The sequence below is a fragment of the Lysinibacillus sp. FSL M8-0134 genome, assembly GCF_038069745.1.
Classification (GTDB): Bacteria; Bacillota; Bacilli; order Bacillales_A; family Planococcaceae; genus Lysinibacillus; species Lysinibacillus irui.
On record NZ_JBBPAJ010000002.1, the window covers coordinates 266339 to 284651 of the forward strand.

General features: G+C 36.1%; 19 protein-coding genes and 1 riboswitch. Of the genes, 10 read left to right on the forward strand and 9 right to left on the reverse strand.

Annotated features, from left to right (window positions below):
• Positions 1–55 precede the first annotated feature (55 nt).
• Positions 56–1438: a sensor histidine kinase gene (locus tag MKY49_RS21190; protein ID WP_312506560.1), complete on the reverse strand. Its 1383-nt coding sequence runs from the start codon at positions 1436–1438 to the stop codon at positions 56–58.
• Positions 1435–2103 (reverse strand): response regulator transcription factor, encoded by a 669-nt coding sequence (locus MKY49_RS21195; protein WP_274794843.1) that lies wholly within the window; start codon positions 2101–2103, stop codon positions 1435–1437. Before MKY49_RS21195 ends, MKY49_RS21190 begins: the two co-directional genes overlap by 4 nt.
• 379 nt (positions 2104–2482) lie before the next feature.
• Between MKY49_RS21195 and MKY49_RS21200 the strand changes: the two genes are divergently transcribed.
• Positions 2483–3361, forward strand: a complete 879-nt coding sequence (locus tag MKY49_RS21200; protein WP_274794844.1) for a LysR family transcriptional regulator — start codon at positions 2483–2485, stop codon at positions 3359–3361.
• Positions 3362–3415: 54 nt separating this feature from the next.
• On the opposite strand, the gene MKY49_RS21205 is transcribed toward MKY49_RS21200, so the two are convergent.
• On the reverse strand, positions 3416–3856 hold the full coding sequence (locus MKY49_RS21205) for a VOC family protein (RefSeq protein ID WP_274794845.1): 441 nt from the start codon (positions 3854–3856) through the stop codon (positions 3416–3418).
• Positions 3857–4212: 356 nt separating this feature from the next.
• Between MKY49_RS21205 and MKY49_RS21210 the strand changes: the two genes are divergently transcribed.
• Entirely contained in the window at positions 4213–5058 is an 846-nt protein-coding gene (locus tag MKY49_RS21210; RefSeq protein WP_274794846.1) for an aldo/keto reductase, read from the forward strand.
• Between the two features lie 54 nt (positions 5059–5112).
• Here MKY49_RS21210 and MKY49_RS21215 read toward each other — a convergent pair whose 3' ends face one another.
• Positions 5113–5496: a winged helix-turn-helix transcriptional regulator gene (locus tag MKY49_RS21215; RefSeq protein WP_274794847.1), complete on the reverse strand. Its 384-nt coding sequence runs from the start codon at positions 5494–5496 to the stop codon at positions 5113–5115.
• A 109-nt stretch (positions 5497–5605) separates the two neighbouring features.
• Here MKY49_RS21215 and MKY49_RS21220 point away from each other — a divergent pair, with 109 nt between their 5' ends.
• The 3 genes from MKY49_RS21220 (at position 5606) to MKY49_RS21230 (ending at position 8404) form a co-directional block, all read left to right on the forward strand.
• Complete coding sequence (locus MKY49_RS21220) at positions 5606–6790, forward strand: MFS transporter (protein ID WP_274794848.1); 1185 nt, start codon at positions 5606–5608, stop codon at positions 6788–6790.
• Positions 6791–6982: 192 nt separating this feature from the next.
• A complete protein-coding gene (locus MKY49_RS21225) occupies positions 6983–7381 on the forward strand; it encodes a hypothetical protein (protein WP_274794850.1) in 399 nt (132 codons plus the stop codon).
• 94 nt (positions 7382–7475) lie between these two features.
• A riboswitch (SAM riboswitch) is annotated at positions 7476–7583 on the forward strand.
• Positions 7584–7666: 83 nt separating this feature from the next.
• On the forward strand, positions 7667–8404 hold the full coding sequence (locus tag MKY49_RS21230) for a cyclase family protein (RefSeq protein ID WP_274794851.1): 738 nt from the start codon (positions 7667–7669) through the stop codon (positions 8402–8404).
• 29 nt (positions 8405–8433) lie between these two features.
• On the opposite strand, the gene MKY49_RS21235 is transcribed toward MKY49_RS21230, so the two are convergent.
• Positions 8434–9030: a DedA family protein gene (locus MKY49_RS21235; protein ID WP_274794852.1), complete on the reverse strand. Its 597-nt coding sequence runs from the start codon at positions 9028–9030 to the stop codon at positions 8434–8436.
• Positions 9031–9124: 94 nt separating this feature from the next.
• Positions 9125–9898, reverse strand: a complete 774-nt coding sequence (locus MKY49_RS21240; protein ID WP_274794853.1) for a Cof-type HAD-IIB family hydrolase — start codon at positions 9896–9898, stop codon at positions 9125–9127.
• Between the two features lie 335 nt (positions 9899–10233).
• On the opposite strand from MKY49_RS21240, the gene MKY49_RS21245 reads away from it, so the two are divergent.
• The 3 genes from MKY49_RS21245 (at position 10234) to MKY49_RS21255 (ending at position 12857) form a co-directional block, all read left to right on the forward strand.
• Positions 10234–10917 (forward strand): DUF2225 domain-containing protein, encoded by a 684-nt coding sequence (locus MKY49_RS21245; RefSeq protein WP_274794854.1) that lies wholly within the window; start codon positions 10234–10236, stop codon positions 10915–10917.
• A 22-nt stretch (positions 10918–10939) separates the two neighbouring features.
• Positions 10940–11293, forward strand: a complete 354-nt coding sequence (locus MKY49_RS21250; protein WP_322605260.1) for a hypothetical protein — start codon at positions 10940–10942, stop codon at positions 11291–11293.
• 145 nt (positions 11294–11438) lie between these two features.
• Positions 11439–12857, forward strand: a complete 1419-nt coding sequence (locus MKY49_RS21255; RefSeq protein ID WP_274794856.1) for an erythromycin esterase family protein — start codon at positions 11439–11441, stop codon at positions 12855–12857.
• Positions 12858–12904: 47 nt separating this feature from the next.
• Here the strand turns inward: MKY49_RS21255 and MKY49_RS21260 are convergent, their stop codons facing one another.
• From MKY49_RS21260 to MKY49_RS21270, 3 genes are all read right to left on the reverse strand, one after another.
• Positions 12905–14080: a DUF4272 domain-containing protein gene (locus MKY49_RS21260; RefSeq protein ID WP_274794857.1), complete on the reverse strand. Its 1176-nt coding sequence runs from the start codon at positions 14078–14080 to the stop codon at positions 12905–12907.
• 1 nt (position 14081) lies between these two features.
• Positions 14082–15383 carry an SMI1/KNR4 family protein gene (locus MKY49_RS21265; RefSeq protein WP_322605259.1) on the reverse strand — a complete coding sequence of 434 codons (1302 nt, stop codon included), beginning with the start codon at positions 15381–15383 and terminating at the stop codon, positions 14082–14084.
• A gap of 155 nt (positions 15384–15538) precedes the next feature.
• Positions 15539–16393: a MerR family transcriptional regulator gene (locus MKY49_RS21270; protein ID WP_274794859.1), complete on the reverse strand. Its 855-nt coding sequence runs from the start codon at positions 16391–16393 to the stop codon at positions 15539–15541.
• Positions 16394–16479: 86 nt separating this feature from the next.
• On the opposite strand from MKY49_RS21270, the gene MKY49_RS21275 reads away from it, so the two are divergent.
• Complete coding sequence (locus MKY49_RS21275; protein WP_341387043.1) at positions 16480–16947, forward strand: GNAT family N-acetyltransferase; 468 nt, start codon at positions 16480–16482, stop codon at positions 16945–16947.
• Positions 16934–18280, forward strand: a complete 1347-nt coding sequence (locus MKY49_RS21280) for an MATE family efflux transporter (RefSeq protein WP_322605258.1) — start codon at positions 16934–16936, stop codon at positions 18278–18280. The genes MKY49_RS21275 and MKY49_RS21280 overlap by 14 nt, the downstream gene beginning before the upstream one ends.
• Positions 18281–18313: the final 33 nt, after the last annotated feature.

Here is an 18313-nt window from a genome sequence, read left to right on the forward strand (position 1 = left end):
TACCATCATCAAATGCCAAGCTTTCACTACACTAAAAATAAAAATCTGCGAGCCTTTACTTCCCAAGCTTCGCAGATTGCATAACATTTTTGATTATAATTTTTGTGCCAGATTGACTAGAAGTTATTTCCCACTCTAAATCCATACCCTTTACCATAATATCGACAATAGATAGACCAATCCCTGCTCCTTTTGCATTGGATTCATTTTTCATCCCTTGACCATGATCCTCAATAATAAATGCTTTATAGCTATCCGTGGATTTTGTTTTCACACTTATATATTTACCACTGTAAGCGTGACGTAGCACATTTTGAAAGATATTATCAAATATTCGCCCTAGCCATAATGGATCAACACTCCACTCATTGGATTCAAATGCTTGCAGTTCAATATCGATAGTAAATCCTTCTCGTTCAAAAACTGGGTACCAGGTTGTTAAATGTTCCCGCACAAACCGAATAACATTGATGTTTTTCGGTTCGAATTTATATTTGCTTGCCATTAGCAATGTGTACGACATTAAGTTTTCAATTAAAGCATCAATATTCACAATGGATGCTTCCATTGCTTTTAAAGCCTGTATACCTTCCTCTGACAATGCTTCTTTGCTAATTGTATAAGATTGAGCCCTTACTTTTGTTAAAGGTGTTCGCAAATCATGTGATAAATTGGCGATCAGCTCTCTTCTTAGTTGTTCTTCCTTCTGCTGACGCTGTTTACTATCTCTTAGCTCACAAACCATTCTGTTAAAACTATGCTCTAATTGTCCAATTTCGTCCCGCTTTTTCACCTGTATTTCAATAGGTAAACCGTCAACATCACGAATTTCCATAGCCTCTTGTAGATGTAATAGTCTTTTTCGAATTCCCTTGAAAAATAAAAATGAAACGGCAATAAAAAATAGGATAACGGCTACAACACCAAAAAATAAGAAGCTACCGTAGTTATCATAAATCTTTATAAGTGGGGGCTTAAAGACATCCCTTGAAATCTCTAACACAATAAAGCCATTTGACACATCATCACCTAAGAAAGCAATTACAGTAAATGGATCACTTCCATAGCGCTCTTTAATAAATTTGGTTGTAAATGCAGGTGTCCATATTTTAGGAAGCTCATCCTGAACATTCATGGTAGTCAGTAAATTTCCCTTTTCACTTACCCAGAACATTGAAGCTGTAGGATATTGCTTTTGCCATTTTTGAAAAAGCTGTTCAATGGTAGCTTCTGATGCATTGTTTATACTTTTTGCTTGTGTATGCCATTGTTCCTCAATATCACTTTCCAGAAGAGCTTCACTTGAAAAGTCTCCAGATCCTGTCTTTGAAATGCCTAACATGAAAGTAGCAACACCGAGATAGGAAATTTGAACAATCGATATAGCTAATACAATAATGAGCATATATTTCGCTAATAATGAACGGAAAAATTTCATAGTTTCACCCTATAGCCAATTCCTCTAATTGTTTCGATAATCTGGGGTTTTGCAGGATTAATTTCTATCTTTTCTCTTAAATATCGAATATGAACCATCAATGTTTTATCACCTTCAATGTAACTCTCACCCCAAACACCCTCATAGAGTTGTTCCTTCGTTAAAATTTGATTTAGATGACGAATAAAATACTGCAATAAATAAAATTGTTTGCCAGTGAGAAGAATTTCTTCTTCATTTAATGTATTAATAATTCGCATATCTTTTGTATAAATTTTAAGATGCTGCAATGCCAATACATCATCGTTTTTTTGATATCTTCTTAGTAATACCTCTAATCTTGCTACTAGTTCATCAGGATGGAATGGCTTTGTTAAATAATCATCAGCAAAATTAAGCCCTTCAATTTTATCCTCAACGGCTGTTCGAGCAGATAGCATCAAAATAGGTAAATCTTTATTCTCTCGTTTTATTCTTTTGCCAATCGAAAAACCATCTAACCCGGGTAGCATGACATCCAATATAGCAAGATCTTTTGAAGCAATGTGTTGTTCAAGACCTTCGCCAGACTCTAGCCATGTTACCTCATAGCCTCTTTCCGTTAACTCCTTGCTAACCCATTGTCCTATTTCTTTCTCATCTTCTATGTACAATATATGAATCAATGTTCATCCTCCTTCTTGTTGATAATCAAAAGCTATATTAAAATACCATATTTTGCAATATGAAGTTAACTAGAAATTAAAAACAATATTATTGCATACATGGTTATTATAGGATAAACGCTATTTATTTTCTTAGGAAATTTGAAAAATGTCTATTAATTGAGTAGATATAAAAAAGCGCAACTATTAATAGCTTTGTGTAAGTTGCGTTTTAAAGGTAGATATTATTATCTGTAATTGCTTTCTCATCTGCTCTAAATACAATTAGAAACTTCACACGTAGGTGCTAGAATATGCTAACATGACACTAACTATATGAAAAACATTAAAAAAATTTGTTTTACTTAGGTTTTACGTATAATAAAGGGGTGTGACTTAATTGGATATTCGACAACTAAGATATTTTATAGCGATTGTGGAGGAAAGGAAGATTTCTGCTGCTGCTGAAAGACTGCATATTTCTCAGCCACCATTAAGCCAACATCTAAAAACAATGGAAGAAGAGCTTGGTTCAAAATTGGTAGAGAGAAGCGGCAAGTACTTTGAAGTGACGGAGGCTGGGAAGACCTTATATAAATATGCATTGCAGGTTGCTCAATTAATGGACGAGGCGGAAGCAGAGGTCAAGGATGTAGGGCTAGGCATTCATGGACGATTAACATTAGGCATCAATACATTTTCAGTTGTTGAGTTACCCCAATTATTACATCAATTCCAACAACAATTTCCTAAGGTAACTTATAAAATTCAACAAAATGAATCCTCTTATCTCTGTAAGCTTGTAAGAGATCGTGTAGTAGAACTAGCGATCATTCGTTTGCCCTTAGAATTAGATGATTTCTCTGTCCTTCATATGTACACAGAACCGTTTTATTTTATACAATCCAAGAAGTTTAAGTTGTTAGAACATGAGGTGACTTTGGCCGAAATTCAAAATTGGCCGATTTTATTACCGAGTACAGAAGGGTTAGGAGTTCACTATTCAATTTTAGAAGCATTTTCCCGCTTCCAATTACAGTCCCATATCGTCGGGGAATGTTCAGATACTGCGCTTTTAATGAATTTAATCGAATCAGGTTTTAGCTCCTCCATCGTACCTGAAACCATTCTAAAGCAATTTGAAGACCTACCGCTTCATGCCTACAAAATCCCAACTACAGAGTTATCCACTTCCGTAGGACTTGTATGGATGAAGAATCATTATTTATCTAAAGCTGCACAAAACTTTGTGAATTTAATGAGGGAACATTATTGTTAAGCAGTCAATGCAAAGAGCACACTAACGTTTCTAGTGAGCTCTCTTTTTGAATCATTATTGAATAATTAGCATATCATTTTCATCAAATTTCCACATATCACCATAAGCTACTTCCCAATAGTAACCGTTTGGGTCTTGGAAGTAGCCACTATAACCGCCCCAAAATACTGTTTCTGGCTCTTTTACAATAGACGCTCCAGCTTTTTTAGCTAATGCAAATACGCGGTCCACCTCTTCTTTTGATTTACCATTGTAAGCAAGGGTGATACCTCCAAAGCCGGGGCTAAGTTCTGGTGGGTTTGCTTCATTGATATCGTTTACAAGACGTTCAATTGGAAATAGTGATATTTTAGTTCCCCCATTATTAAAGAACATTACATCTGGATTTGTTTCTTCTCCATACACTACTACTTCAAAGCCAAGTCCCTCTCGGTAAAAGGTAAGTGACTCCACCATATTTTTAACGCCTAATGTGATTAAGTTTAAACGATTCATTTTCCAATCCCCTTTTTAAAGTAGTATTACTATTTAAATTCTCTATCCAACAAATTTTTCCTTTTAATTCGTGAAGAAAGTCATTTGGTTGCATCAGCACAGAGATAATCATAATCTATTCATTTTTTTGGATTTCACTATGGATTACCCTTCATTTCTTTATATCCTCCTGATTTCACCTGTAATTTTAAATTGCAAAAAGTACTATTAAAAAACTTTTATCTCTCTAACCATTGGCATCACACAAAAGTTACCTCGACGTTTCTATGAAACAAAAATGTACGTACTTTTTTTTCTTCTTGTGGGGCATCATAATGAAAAAGCAATCAAGCAAACACACAATTGGAGGAATAATAATGATTACTCATTTACAAGATACAATCACATTAAATAACGGCCTACAAATGCCTGGTATGGGTTTAGGCGTTTTTCAAGTAGAAAATGACGCTACTGCAGAAATGGTTAAAAATGCGATCGAGGTTGGCTATCGAAGCATCGATACTGCTGCTATTTATGGAAATGAAGCAGGTGTAGGAGAAGGTATTAAACAAGCTCTAGCATCAACTGGCTTACGTCGTGAAGATTTATTTATTACATCAAAAGTATGGAACGATGGCTTAAGCTATGATGAAACAATTGCAGCATATGAAGAGAGCCTAAAAAAATTAGGATTAGATTATTTAGATCTTTATTTAATTCATTGGCCTGGTAAAGATAAATATGCTGAATCGTGGAAAGCACTTGAAGACCTATATGAACAAGGCAAGATCAAAGCAATCGGTGTATGTAACTTTACTGTGGCACACTTGGAAAACTTATTATCATTTGCTCGTATTAAACCTGTTTTGAACCAAGTGGAATTCCACCCACGCTTACAACAAGTGGAGCTTCGTTCATTCTGTGACAAGCACCAAATTCAACTTGAAGCATGGGCACCTTTAATGCAAGGTGGTCTTCTTGAAGATGAAACGATTTCAAAAATTGCAACAAAATACGGAAAATCAAATGCTCAAGTTATTTTACGCTGGGATGTACAAAATGGAGTGATTACAATTCCAAAATCAGTACGTAGAGAGCGTATGATGCAAAACGCTGATATCTTTGACTTTACTTTAACAGACGAAGAAATGGCATTAATCAATGAGATGAATCGTGAACAACGTGTTGGTCCAAATCCAGATGAATTTGACTTTGCTCTATAAGCATTAAAAAGAGGAAAGAGACTGTCTTGTATGTGACAGTCTCTTTCTCCCTCATTATGATGTTTGCTGCATAGCGATATCTTCATCGCGTTGTTTTAACAGAACATCTTCACCTTTATCCTTTAGTAATTCAACATGCTTTTCGCCCCAAGTGCAAAGCATATTCAAAATAGGCTCCATCCCTTGTCCATAGGAAGTCAATGAATATTCCACTTTAGGCGGTACTTGATTGAAGACCTTGCGATGGATTAAACCAGCTTGCTCTAACTCTCTTAATTGACTTGTAAGCATTTTTTGGGAAATGCCTGGAATCAATCGTCGAAATTCATTTGTTCGAATTTCACCATGGTGGTTCAAATGGCAAAGAATGACCGGTTTCCATTTACCACCAATAACTTCAAGCGTAGCTTCAACACCTATATTATAAATTTTTTGCATTGTAAACCCCCGTAATATTCAAAAGTAACTAAAAGTACTCTACACAACTTTTAGGCATGCATGAATATTACTACACATACTAAAAAAAATCAAAGGAGATATTAGTAAAATGTCACAATCAAAAAAGCCAAATGCAAAATTGACATTGCTAGCACTTGCAATCAGTGCATTTGGTATAGGGTCCACTGAATTTATCAGTGTTGGACTTTTACCATTAATTACAGATGATTTTGGTATATCTTTAAGCACTGCCGGTTTAACCGTTTCTATATACGCACTAGGTGTCACTGTTGGTGCTCCATTATTAACAGCCTTAACATCTCGTCTTAGTCGAAAAACAGTTTTATTGCTTGTTATGACCATTTTTATAGCGGGGAATTTAACTGCAGCTATCGCACCAATTTTTTCTATACTGATAATAGGTCGTATTATTTCAGCATTAGCTCATGGTGTGTTTATGTCGATCGCCTCTGTTATAGCAGCTGATGTAGTTGAACCAAATAAACGAGCAAGCGCGATTGCCTTTATGTTTACAGGCTTAACGCTAGCTACTGTGACCGGTGTTCCACTTGGTACATTTATTGGACAAGTAACAGACTGGCGTATGTCGTTCATTTTTATCGTCATTATAGGCATTATCGGTTTAATTAGTAATGCTTTACTAGTACCTAACCAATTATCAAAAGGTAATCCTATTTCTTTACGTGATATTGGCAAAGTATTAGGCAATATTCGCATGTTATTAATCCTTTTCATTACAGCTATTGGATATGGTGGGGCCTTTGTAGTCTATACGTATGTTTCACCTATTTTAGAGCAATATATGGGCTATTCCCCACATGCAGTAGTAATTATATTAGTTGTCTATGGTATTTGCGTTGCTATTGGTAATACATTAGGAGGCCATTTTGCTAACCAAAATCCGCTACGTTCCATCTTTATAATTTTTGTTGGACTTGCCTTAGCGTTACTTGGTATTGGCTTCACTCTTGAATCACCGATTATCGGTTTAGTCATGGTACTGACAATGGGATTATTTATGTTCATGAATGTCCCAGGATTACAGTTATATGCTGTTCTACTGTCTGAAAAATATGTGCCGTCAGCTATTTCTATGGCTTCAGCATTAAACATTTCTGCTTTTAACATTGGTATATTTTTAGGATCCTATATTGGAGGTTTTATTATTCGCCATCAATCATTAGCACATACGCCTCTTTATGGATTCCTAATGGTTATGCTAGCAGCGATTGTTACATTATTATGGTTGCTTTTCGATAATAAAAAACAATAATATTGTTAGTCCGTTTATCTAGCATTTACTTGATATTTTGGTAATTTAACATCGGTATATATACAATATTGATAAAAAGGAAGCTCCCTGTGGCTTCCTTTTTGTGTTATAAGTAAGACAAGAATGGAGTTACACCTAAATTCGCTTGAATACATAAGATAAGATATCAGCTATAGGATAGGAGGAATTCCATTGTATTACAATCCTTATCCGTATTTCGTTCATCCCTATCATTACTCAGCGCCACCAATTGCCAACCACCTTGCTGTAAGATCCTTTCCCCAACATCTTGCAATGCCGACCAACAATCCCTTTCCACCTGTTGATACACATAAATTAAAATCATCGGTTACACGGATAAAGGCAATTATGCAGCAAGCCCAATTACTGACGGATAAAATTGAAAGCTCCCAGCAATTTGCCCATGATTTAATGAATGCAGCACAACTTTCAAATAAAGCAGAAGTGGAGAAATTAATTTCATCCACAGGTATTACGATGAAATTCGAAACGAACTATACACCTGATAGTTTTAGAATACGTCTAATTGATAATGGCTGTTGTGGTGTCATATTGAATTTAAATTGGTGAAAAAAACCCTAACCTTGTATCCCTATTGAACTTGTAAACTATAGAAAACTATGATAAAGTGTTTGTATTATTATTTCTGAAAATTCTTATATTTTTCTTATCAAGAGAGACGGAGGGATTGGCCCGATGAAGTCTCAGCAACCAGCTCAACAGTATGGTGCTAATTCCAATTGGCCTAATTCCAAAGCCTTGAAGATGAGAAGATGAACTACCGTTGTTTATTCAGGAGTCCTCTTCTATAGGGGGCTCTTTTTTTACTACTATTTTAAGAAAGCAGGGAAAACGATGCCTAATGAATTATTACAAGCATTACAATTATTAAAATCTAAACAATGGGTCGATTTAACACATACATTCGGCCCTAACTCACCCCATTTTTTCATGTTCGAAGATGCAAAATTTGAAACATTATTCTCTCACGATGATGGGTTCTTTGCACAACAGTTCACTTTCCCTGGTCAATATGGTACGCATATCGACCCACCCATTCATTTTGTGCGAGACACACGGTACCTTGAAGAGCTCGATTTAAAAGAGCTTGTTCTTCCCCTTGTTGTCATTGATAAGTCCGAAGAAGCTGCTAGCAATCATGATTTTTCTTTAAGTGTTCAAGATATACTTGAGTTTGAAGCACAGCACGGAAAAATTGAGGCAGGTACCTTTGTAGCGCTACGTACCGATTGGAGTAAACGTTGGCCAGATAAGGAAGCATTCAGCAATAAAGATGCGGAAGGGTATAACCATATTCCAGGTTGGGGCTTAGAGGCTTTACAATTTTTACTGACGGAACGTAAAGTTAGTGCGATTGGTCACGAAACATTCGATACTGATTCAGCAGCTGATTTTCGTAAAAATGGCAAACTAGATGGTGAATACTTTGTGCTCGAACAAGACACTTATCAAATTGAGTTAATGACTAATTTAGACAAGCTACCTGCAACAGGTGCAATTATTTTTAATATTGTACCTAAACCAGAAAAAGCATCTGGATTCCCTGTTCGCTCCTTTGCTATTTTGCCATAACTTAAAAGTCGGTATAGAGATACCGACTTTTATTTTTGTACATTTCTTTTTTTGAATATAAAGTAAACGACGAACATTAATAGAACAAATAATAGGATGAGATACATACTATAATGGGATAAGTAGTAACCAACAAACCGCCATTTCTCTCCAAGCATTTTCCCTAACGTTATAAATGTGAATGTCCAGATAAATGCTCCTGTATAGGCAAAGAACGCAAACTTTTTATATGGATAATTATTAATAGCCGCAATATACGCTGTTATGTGGCGGACACCAGGGATAAAATAGCCTATTAACAATAAGATAGGTCCAATTTTGGCAAACATTTTTTTCGTAAAATCAATTTTTTGTTCAGTTATATGAATTTTTGGCCCATACTTTTGTAGTAATGGTAAGCCAAATCGATAACCAATATAGTAGCTTAAAGTAATACCTCCAACTGCGCCAATCATGGCACTTACTAATGCAGGGATATGTTCAAGGCTTTCCCTATAAACACTATAACCTACATATGTTAAGAAAACTTCATCAGGAAGTGGCAATCCAACTATACCTCCAATTAGGATTACGATAATGCCAAAATACCCGTAATGTTCAATTAGAGATTGCACGTGATGTGCCATAAACTATCCCACCTAAAAATTTTTTAACTATAAAATATACAGGTTTCATTATAATCAAACTGCGGAAAACAGAAGAAGCAACTTGAAGATTGTTTTAAATTATTTGAAGCTGACGCAAAGCAAAGTCAATACCGCCCTCGGTAGATTTCTTTGTAACAAAATCAGCAACGTTTTTCAAAGCTAAGCTGCCATTTCCCATAGCAATTCCTAATCCTACCAGCTCCAGCATATCCATATCATTATCCCCATCTCCAAAAGCAATGGCATTTTTAGAATCAATGTTAAAATAATCTAGTACTGCTTGAACAGCTATTGACTTGGAAACATCCTGCTGTAGTACATTCACAATATAAGGATGCCATCGCTGCCATAATATATTCGGAAATTGACTAACATATCTTTTTTCTCCCTGTTCATCTGTATATAGACACATGAGAAAAACTTCCTCATTCGTAATTTTTTCATTTATAACCGGAAAATCTCCCAAAGACAATGTTTCCTGCATAGCATGTAAAGCAGCTGGACTTTGTATGCTATTCATCGCTAGCTGCTCTGTAAAAAATGTTAAGCTATGCTGTTGTTCCATTGCAAAAGCCTCAACATTTTGGACAATCTCTTTAGCAATAGGCGTTTTATGTAGGACAAGATCATGATGTTTCACATATGCACCATTTGCCGTAATAAAGGTCTCTATCCCCAACTCTTCCAACTCACGGCACATGGATAAAGGTCTTCCTGTAGCTGCTACAAGGTGAATTCCCTTATTCTTTAATAAATCAATTGCCTGCTTTGTACTTTCTTCTACACAGCCATCCTCATAATTGATGAGTGTGCCGTCTACATCAAAAAACACTATTTTATAGTTCAACTTGAATCATCCTCCAAAACAATACTTTTGAACCACACAAAAAAATCCCTTTAACGATTACTAATAAAATATTTGTACGTATTTCGACAAACTTTCAACCATCTATATAACTTACATTAACAGCACCGATAAATACTATTAAAGGAACAGTTCTAGTGACAATTAATAAATAATGTAATGATTATTTTTATTTTAATAATTCTAAAGGAGTATACCAAAGAACACAGAATTGTTAAAATAAAAGATAATCATTTAAATATATTGAACGACACTTTTTAACGAATAGATAGAACAAAAGAAATAATTTTCTAAAGCAGGCAAAGGAGTTGATTCTTATGGCATTTAACATTTATTACTACGAAAGTAGTGTAGATTGCAAATTTTGCAAAAGGCATTTTACAACATATAAAGTACGCCCTAATCGATATAAAATCATCGAGGAACAAACAGATTTCATGCCTGTTTATGATGGCCTAAATCCTTTGCTGTATGAGGTCGCTGTATGCCCACATTGTGGCTACGCCTACCACAAATCTATGACAAGGACTTATGGACCGTTCATGCAGCTCATTGATGAACTATACATTAAAGAGCTCCAAAAACCCATGGACATCTGCCAGGAACGTACAATCGATGATGCCATAATCAGTTTTAAGCTTGCTTATTTAGTATCCCGTGCTTCAATGGAAGAATCTCTCTTAATGGCGAATTTCGCATTAAAAATAGGTTGGCTATATCGTTTAAAAAACGATGAAGAATCCGAAAAACGCTACCTTTTTGCAGCAAGAGACTTTTATAGTAAATCCTTTGCATCCAATCAGGAGGGTGGAGAGAGAATTCAGTTTTTACATGCTGAACTAAGCCTCCGACTTGGTGATATGGCGGAAGCCCAAAAAGGCTTCTCTCGCTTAATCGCTGATAGAAATGTCTCGCCAAAATATCGAAAGCTTGCCCGTAATCGTTGGGAAAATTATAAATATGACGAACAACCTATAACAGTTAATGAAACTATTAATTAATGGGACGAGGAGAGGACTTGTAATGTTGCTATTTCATAAGAGAATAGATGTGAGAGAAGAAGATATATTTTCAGAGTTGCATCACTTTCTATTAAGAAAAAATAATCGCTACTTAACAAATGATGAGGTTGTCACTTTAACAGGAGTGTCCTCTGAGATGCTTTTCAAATGGGTAAAAGCAGGAAAGTTAAAAAAATCAATTTTCCCTAATTTAGGTGCACCTTGTGAACGTTGTGGACAAATTACACAGGCTAAAATTTGTGTGAGCTGCTCCTCCTCCATTGTTGGTACGTTAAAACAAGAAGAAAAAGACCGCGCATGGTTCAATCAAATCCAACGTAACCATGTTAGAGCTAGTACGTACCATTATAAATAGCAATCGAACATCTTCATTAATCGAAGATGTTTTTTCTTTTTAACTGACCCTACCAAATTTAAACAAAATTTAAACTAACTCTTCCTAAGCTTTAAACTAAGCTCTCTATAATTAGTATCAACATAAAGAGAAGGACTGATTATCAATGAAGAAGGCTAGGAAGCATAAAGTTTTATTAAGTTTTGCACTGGCAAGTTTAATGACATTGAACGGCGTAGCAAGTGTCTCTGCAGCTGTTCCTGCAAAAGAGCAACAGGTCAATATAGAAAACAAATCTACAGTTAAACAGGCTAGGACCTCTAATGAAACATTACTTGATTGGAAAAAGTGGGTGAACGATCATGCTTACAGTTTGTCATCCATCCAACCTGAAGTATCGAGTGGAACGAAAATCCCTTCTAATCAATTTGAGGATTTGGAGATGCTTAAGCCGTTATTACACGATAAACGTATTGTTTTTCTAGGAGAGAGCTCTCATGGTGTGGCACAATTCAATCATGTTAAAACACGTTTAATACAATTTTTGCATCAGGAAATGGGCTATAATGTTCTTGCCTTTGAAAGTGGTATGGGTAATGTGATGAACGCCCAAGGGCAAATTGACAAACAAGCAGCTCTACAAACAATGAAGGATTCTATTTTTGGAGTTTGGTGGACGAAAGAAACATTGCCTCTGTTTGACTATGCAAAATCAACTCAAGCAACAGAACAACCACTTATACTTACTGGCTTCGATATTCAACAGCAAGGGGCATTTACGAACGGCGATTGGCTCCAGAATCCTAAGTTAGCTCAACAATTTAGTGAAGCTGAGAAACAACTAGCTGAATGGAGCTCCGGGAAAGATTTAAAGGGCTATCAGCAAGTAAAAGCTACAATCATAGATGTGTATAAACAAGTAAAGTCTCAAATTCAATTGAAAGAAAAAGAATTACAAGCGGCTTATCCAAACGAGTCTCATATTGTCAAACTAATGGAACGTACTGTAACAGATCGCATTCGCTTAGCAGACGAATATGTGGAGCTAACGATCCAGTCCAATATTGATATTGAACAAAATAATATTGAAACATTTTTAAAAACAATGGAATGGCGTGATCAATCGATGATGGAGAACTTACTTTGGTTAGCTGAGGAGGTTTATCCAACAGAAAAGTTCATCGTATGGGCACATAACGACCATATTCGTAAGGCACAATCGGAAGTAATGGGTTCCCCTTATCCAGTCAAATTAATGGGGGAACGTTTACCAGAAATCTACAAGAAATATAGCTATGTATTAGGTCTATATATGACTAGCGGAGAGACAGCAAATAATATGGGTGAACCGATGGCTGTTTTACCTCCTATCAAGGGATCTATTGAGGATATACTGTCTTCAACTAGTAAACCTTACACATTCATTGATTTGCGCAACCGCCAGAATGAACGAGGCAACTCATGGATGTTCGAGCCCCGCTTATCTTACAGTTGGGGTATGATACAGGAAAGCTTAGTTCCTCGCGATCAATACGATGGTATACTTTTAATTGATAAGGTGAATAAGCCAACTTATGTGAAATAATTTCATATATTAAAATAGCAAACTAGGCTTCCTAGTTTGCTATTCCTTTAAGTATCCATTGATATAGTATCCCATTCTTCATCTTGATAGCCCATCATCCAGAATAAGCCTCTACGTCTTTCCATCACAACACTTTCATTTAACGATAAAGGAGCTACTTGTCCATTTATTCGACTATCTACACAAGCCCAATGTAATCTGTAGATCTTATCTGCTTCATCTAATATCTCTTCCTTACTGCGCAATACTGTTTGCTTATAAAATTGTTCAAATGTTTCACAACGAGAAACGACCTGTATAGCATATTCACAATCACATACGTCGTCAGGGAAATCTAGCTCTTCTACAAGCCCTAATGCCCAAATGAGTGTCCAATAGGCTTCATACTGCCATGAAATATTGACAGCATCTTGAGGACTGGGATGCTGAGTCTCAAGAAAGAATTTTTCATGCTCTGTTAAAGATTCTTGCACCTCATATGTACGTAACATATTAGTGAAGAATTCTCTAGACTCTTCAATATTTCCATTTTGTGCTACATCACAGGCAAATTGAATAACAATCAACAGGGAAACTGCCCTTTTTGCAATTTCTTCTTGGCTCTTAAAGCGGCAACCTTCTAATGGTGGCAGTTGGGGTAGAGAAGTTGCATAAGGGATTTCTTTGTCTGTTAAAAAGGCAATCGTTCTGTTTTTTCGTGTTTCCCCCTGCTCTGATGTCACTTCCTGACTTCTTATCTTCCTTGCACAGGCTTGAGGTCTAAAATTTGCAGGACCTGACTCCCCATTAGAATAAACAATAACGCTACCACTCTGATCCAGTAAAGTGCCATCCGGTAGAAAACCTACACCACCTATGCTTGCTAGCAGTCTCGTAAATAGTTGCATATGGTTTTCCGTTATCTCTTTATCCATTTCGATTGCAATGACTGTATTGAATACAGATATTTGTATCATAACCTGTTCTTTTAAATCTTCATCCTGAAAAGGAATTCTATCGTAATACCCCATCATCCCCGGGATATTTTGAGTGAAATAATCTGGATTAGTATCTTCAAATAAAACGGTAATAGAACATCTGGATTTTTTGAAAAGCCCTTTGGATTTTACTAAATATCCACTATCACCTCGTTCAATGGTAAAGCCTTTTGCAAATACCTCTGCTATTTTGTCTTGAATATCATCCACATCATTTTTAGACGCAAATATTGTAAAATGATTCAAACTACTCTCTCCTTTGTTGCATAAAGCTTGCCAGTTTCCAATTATCCAAATGATTAAGAACTTGGCTAAACAACTGTCTATTTTTACGAAGAACCTCATGCTCATGCCAATAGGTCAGCAATGGCCGCCATTTTCCCTCGTCAACAATTGTCGTTGGGATTTTGCCTTGCTGCATCATATGCCAAATAGCTCTGATTGAGGTAATCCTCTCTGCCTCACTACCACTCAACCATTCAAGTAATATATCAGCACTAGGCTGTGACTCTGCCAACAGCATATCCCAACCATCGATTGGAAATGCCACATATGGCCTCATCCATTCTATGATGGTTGGATTGTGTAAATGATGTAATCGATGTAAGGCAGTATAAGCATTAATCTTATCCTTTTCCATATCAGATAAAATGAATGCTAAGCCTTCATCTGCTGGCAAACAATGTGCCGTTAAATAATCACGCAACCAGTTGGGAATATCGCTTTTCTCTTGCCAAAGCTCTCTTACCCAATTTTCAGCCTCTTTTGAACATACCTTTATTAGCACTTCACTCCATGCCTTTTGATCTGATGGAGATAGCGCCCGCATAATTTTATGTTGGAGAGCCTGATACACCTTCTCTTTATCAAAATGCAAGAAAGCTTCCTGCACTTGAGCTTCCTTTACGCCATGCATGGAAACATAATGAAGTAACGATTCTAGACTAGCTTTAGCCAATTGTAAATTAGAGCTTAAAAATTGCGTTAGCCATGTTAGCCATATTTGTGAGCTTGTCAGATGAATATCCAAACCATTTTCGCTACAAAATTGTCGGTGTTGCCCACAATCTACCCCAATACATCCTAAAGCTGTCATACTGTCAACATATGTATTAAAGCTGTCGGCAAGGAAATCAAATTCATCCTCTTCATGACTCCAATACCAAATCGATTCATCCTCTAGCTTGATAAGAAGCGCATCCCCATTACCTGCAGTAAAAAATTGTACGTATTGTTGTTCAAGATTTTTATCATCCCCGCCAAAGTATGGGAAATCTAAGTCTTTCAAGCTCCAGCCAAACTCACCTGATGGCGTATCAATCAGTTCGTTTGGCAAGATAGCCTCATCTGGCAACGACCAATAGATACTCACTTGTTGTGAGCTGGTTTGCATTGCTTGACGGAACTTCTTAGGAAGTTGTATACCAAGCCTTGACTCTACCTTGCGTAAATCTTGTTCACTAGCGACAGGTTGTACTTCAATTGGATGTACAAAGGCACCTTGTTGCTTCAGCTGTTTCATCAAAAAATTCCAACGCTCAATCCACATTGTTGCTCATCTCCACATCGTGCTCAAATTTCCGTCTTTTTTATTTCTATCGTCAGGAAATCAATTACTAATGAGGTTAATTTTTAATTTAACTACAAAATACTCTTATTTTACTGACATCAAAGCATCCAAGTATGATAAATTACTCAACCAATTTAGTTCGTTCTTCTTAAGCTGTGTTTACTTAATTTTTTTACCTCCATCATAATCTTTGTCACATATTCTTCCTCTCGATTTTTAATAACGGCATCATAAATATATTCCTCATAAACGTATTGACCTAATTCATAGCCCTTTTCATGCATGACATTAAATAATCGTGTATATGTCTCTCCAAGCTTCGCAGAAGGTCCTACATGATAACCAATAACAAATTCACCCTCAATTGCTTTAAAATAAGGATGTCCTTCTCTTGGATTAGGTTGTTCAATATATAGATAGCTATAATTATCGTAATTTCCAGCTAAAACCTGCTCTCTCCTTGTCATTCCACCGATTGGATAACCTGTATCCAATTGAGAACGATCTAACTCCTCGATAAAATCCGATACAGCCTTTACAAACTGCTCTTCTGTAGAATCTTCGATATTTTTACTTAGATATAGTGTTTCTTCAGGAAAATATTCAATTGTAATATCGTCAAAGTTAAGGTGAAGTGCTTCCTCGTTTGTTTTAATTTTGACATCAATGATATTTTCAATCATTTCTAGCTCTCGACGTTTCTTTGCTACGATTTCCTTTTGCTGATGCATTAATTCTAAAAAATTTTCTGGGGATTTCTCCGCCATATATTGCTGAATATCCTTTAATGACATACCAACTGCCTTTAATAATTCAATGACACCAAAAAAATCATATTGTGCAAGTGAATAATAACGATAATCTTTACTATCTTTCATGATGGGAGATAACAAACCAATTTGATCATAATAAATTAATGTTTGTTTATTAACCTTACATATTTTGGCAAATTCACCCGTTGTAAAATATTTTACATTTTTATTAAGCATTTTTTGAGTTTCCTCCCTTGACTATATAGTTACTATATACTTTAAATTGTACCTATTCACAATAAAAATAGAAAGGTTTTGACATTATGTTCACGGAGATTCGTGACATTACAGCTTTTAACAAGCAAGAAATTTTAGCATTACATATCGCTGATAATCAGCAACATTTTATTGAATCAACAGACCAATGCTTAGCAGAGGCAGAATTGGATCAACGCTTTACCCCCTTAGGTCTGTATAAAGATAACATCGCAATCGGCTTCGCTATGTATGGTCTATTCCCCCACGAAGATCACAGTCAGCGTGTATGGCTAGATCGCTATTTAATTGATGAACGCTATCAACAGCAAGGATTAGGTAAACATTTTTTACAGCAACTTATTCAATACTTAGCGGTAAAGTTCAACTGTCGCCAAATCTATTTAAGTGTGTATGAAAATAACGCTGTAGCCATTCAACTATATAAACAATTTGGTTTTATGTTTAATGGTGAACTAGATGACAAAGGAGAAAAAGTAATGGTGCTGGAGGTATATGGACATGACAACCATTAATCCAATTGAAACAAGACCACTAAAACCATTGTTTTTATCGTACTTATTTCCAGCAATGATTGGTATGCTGTTGATGTCTGTTAATATTTTGGTGGATGGTATTTTCGTTAGTCATGGCGTGGGACCATCAGCATTAGCAGGGGTTAATATTGCCGTCCCCATTTTCTCAATTTTGCTATCGATTTCTCTGTGGATCGGTATGGGAGGAGCTACACTTTACTCGATTTCTCTTGGGGAGGGGAATAAACAACGAGCCCACCAACTCTTTACATTGGCGTTCACTACGATGCTAATGGTCGTGATCACGATTATTGGACTTCTTGCGTTCAATCTAAAGGAGATTTCCTTTATATTTGGAGCAAGCGACGTTACATTTCCATATGTGCAACAATACCTACACGTCATTTTACTCTTTGGTGTGTTTTACACGATTGAAAATCTATTAAGTATTTTCATTCGAAACGATGGTAACCCGAGACTTGCTATGCTTGGCTTAATAACGACGTCAGTATTAAATATTATCTTAAATTATGTCTTTATCTTTGTACTAAATTATGGTGTCACAGGCTGTGCCTTAGCAACAGCCATAGCTACTATTATAGGTACGTCTGTACTATGTCTCCATTTTTTCCGCCCACAATCTGAATTAAAGTTTGTCCCTTCATTTTTTAATCTGTCAGATTTAAGAAAAATTTTTGCTATTGGACTACCTAGCTTTATCGTAGAAGCTTCGGTAGCTGTTATCGTTATTTTATATAATGTGACCTTCTTACACTATTTAGGGGCAAATGGCGTTACAGCCTATGCCATGGTCAACTATATCCATACTGTATTATTAACAATTTTCCTTGGGATCGGTATGGCCCTTCAACCATTAGTTAGTTATCATCATGGGGCAAGATTAATAGAAAGATTAGTAGCATTATTAAAAATCGGCTTAGCTACTGCTTTTATTTTAGGGTTAACGACAGCACTTATTGCCATGTTATTCCCTTCGCAGTTAATGGCATTATTCGGAGATAGCTCATTTGAAATTCGTAGCATGGCTGCTCAAGGCTTTATTCACTTTGCCATTGGCTATGTATTTTTAGGTATTAATATGGTGCTCGCAGAATTCTTTCAATCTATAGAGAAAATTCGAATTGCTACAACCATTATGTTACTACGTAGTATTATTTTATTTATACCGACACTTATCCTATTGCCTAAATTCCTTGGCCCACAGGCAATATGGTGGACCTTTCCAGTAGCGGAGGGAATTACAGCCTGCCTTATTTACTGGTACATTAAGAAAAATCCACGGACGATTTCAACTTCCAAAATGCTTAAATAGAAAGAGACCTCACGAGATCTCTTTCTGTTTCTC

What these genes read in the sequence shown, in the direction of transcription:
- MKY49_RS21275 (WP_341387043.1), top strand. Translation starts at nt 16,480, where the DNA reads ATGTTCACGGAGATTCGTGACATTACAGCTTTTAACAAGCAAGAAATT.
- MKY49_RS21215 (WP_274794847.1), bottom strand. Translation starts at nt 5,496, where the DNA reads ATGCAAAAAATTTATAATATAGGTGTTGAAGCTACGCTTGAAGTTATT.
- MKY49_RS21280 (WP_322605258.1), top strand. Translation starts at nt 16,934, where the DNA reads ATGACAACCATTAATCCAATTGAAACAAGACCACTAAAACCATTGTTT.
- MKY49_RS21235 (WP_274794852.1), bottom strand. Translation starts at nt 9,030, where the DNA reads ATGGCACATCACGTGCAATCTCTAATTGAACATTACGGGTATTTTGGC.
- MKY49_RS21250 (WP_322605260.1), top strand. Translation starts at nt 10,940, where the DNA reads ATGTTGCTATTTCATAAGAGAATAGATGTGAGAGAAGAAGATATATTT.
- MKY49_RS21255 (WP_274794856.1), top strand. Translation starts at nt 11,439, where the DNA reads ATGAAGAAGGCTAGGAAGCATAAAGTTTTATTAAGTTTTGCACTGGCA.
- MKY49_RS21190 (WP_312506560.1), bottom strand. Translation starts at nt 1,438, where the DNA reads ATGAAATTTTTCCGTTCATTATTAGCGAAATATATGCTCATTATTGTA.
- MKY49_RS21245 (WP_274794854.1), top strand. Translation starts at nt 10,234, where the DNA reads ATGGCATTTAACATTTATTACTACGAAAGTAGTGTAGATTGCAAATTT.
- MKY49_RS21220 (WP_274794848.1), top strand. Translation starts at nt 5,606, where the DNA reads ATGTCACAATCAAAAAAGCCAAATGCAAAATTGACATTGCTAGCACTT.
- MKY49_RS21270 (WP_274794859.1), bottom strand. Translation starts at nt 16,393, where the DNA reads ATGCTTAATAAAAATGTAAAATATTTTACAACGGGTGAATTTGCCAAA.
- MKY49_RS21265 (WP_322605259.1), bottom strand. Translation starts at nt 15,383, where the DNA reads ATGTGGATTGAGCGTTGGAATTTTTTGATGAAACAGCTGAAGCAACAA.
- MKY49_RS21230 (WP_274794851.1), top strand. Translation starts at nt 7,667, where the DNA reads ATGCCTAATGAATTATTACAAGCATTACAATTATTAAAATCTAAACAA.
- MKY49_RS21205 (WP_274794845.1), bottom strand. Translation starts at nt 3,856, where the DNA reads ATGAATCGTTTAAACTTAATCACATTAGGCGTTAAAAATATGGTGGAG.
- MKY49_RS21210 (WP_274794846.1), top strand. Translation starts at nt 4,213, where the DNA reads ATGATTACTCATTTACAAGATACAATCACATTAAATAACGGCCTACAA.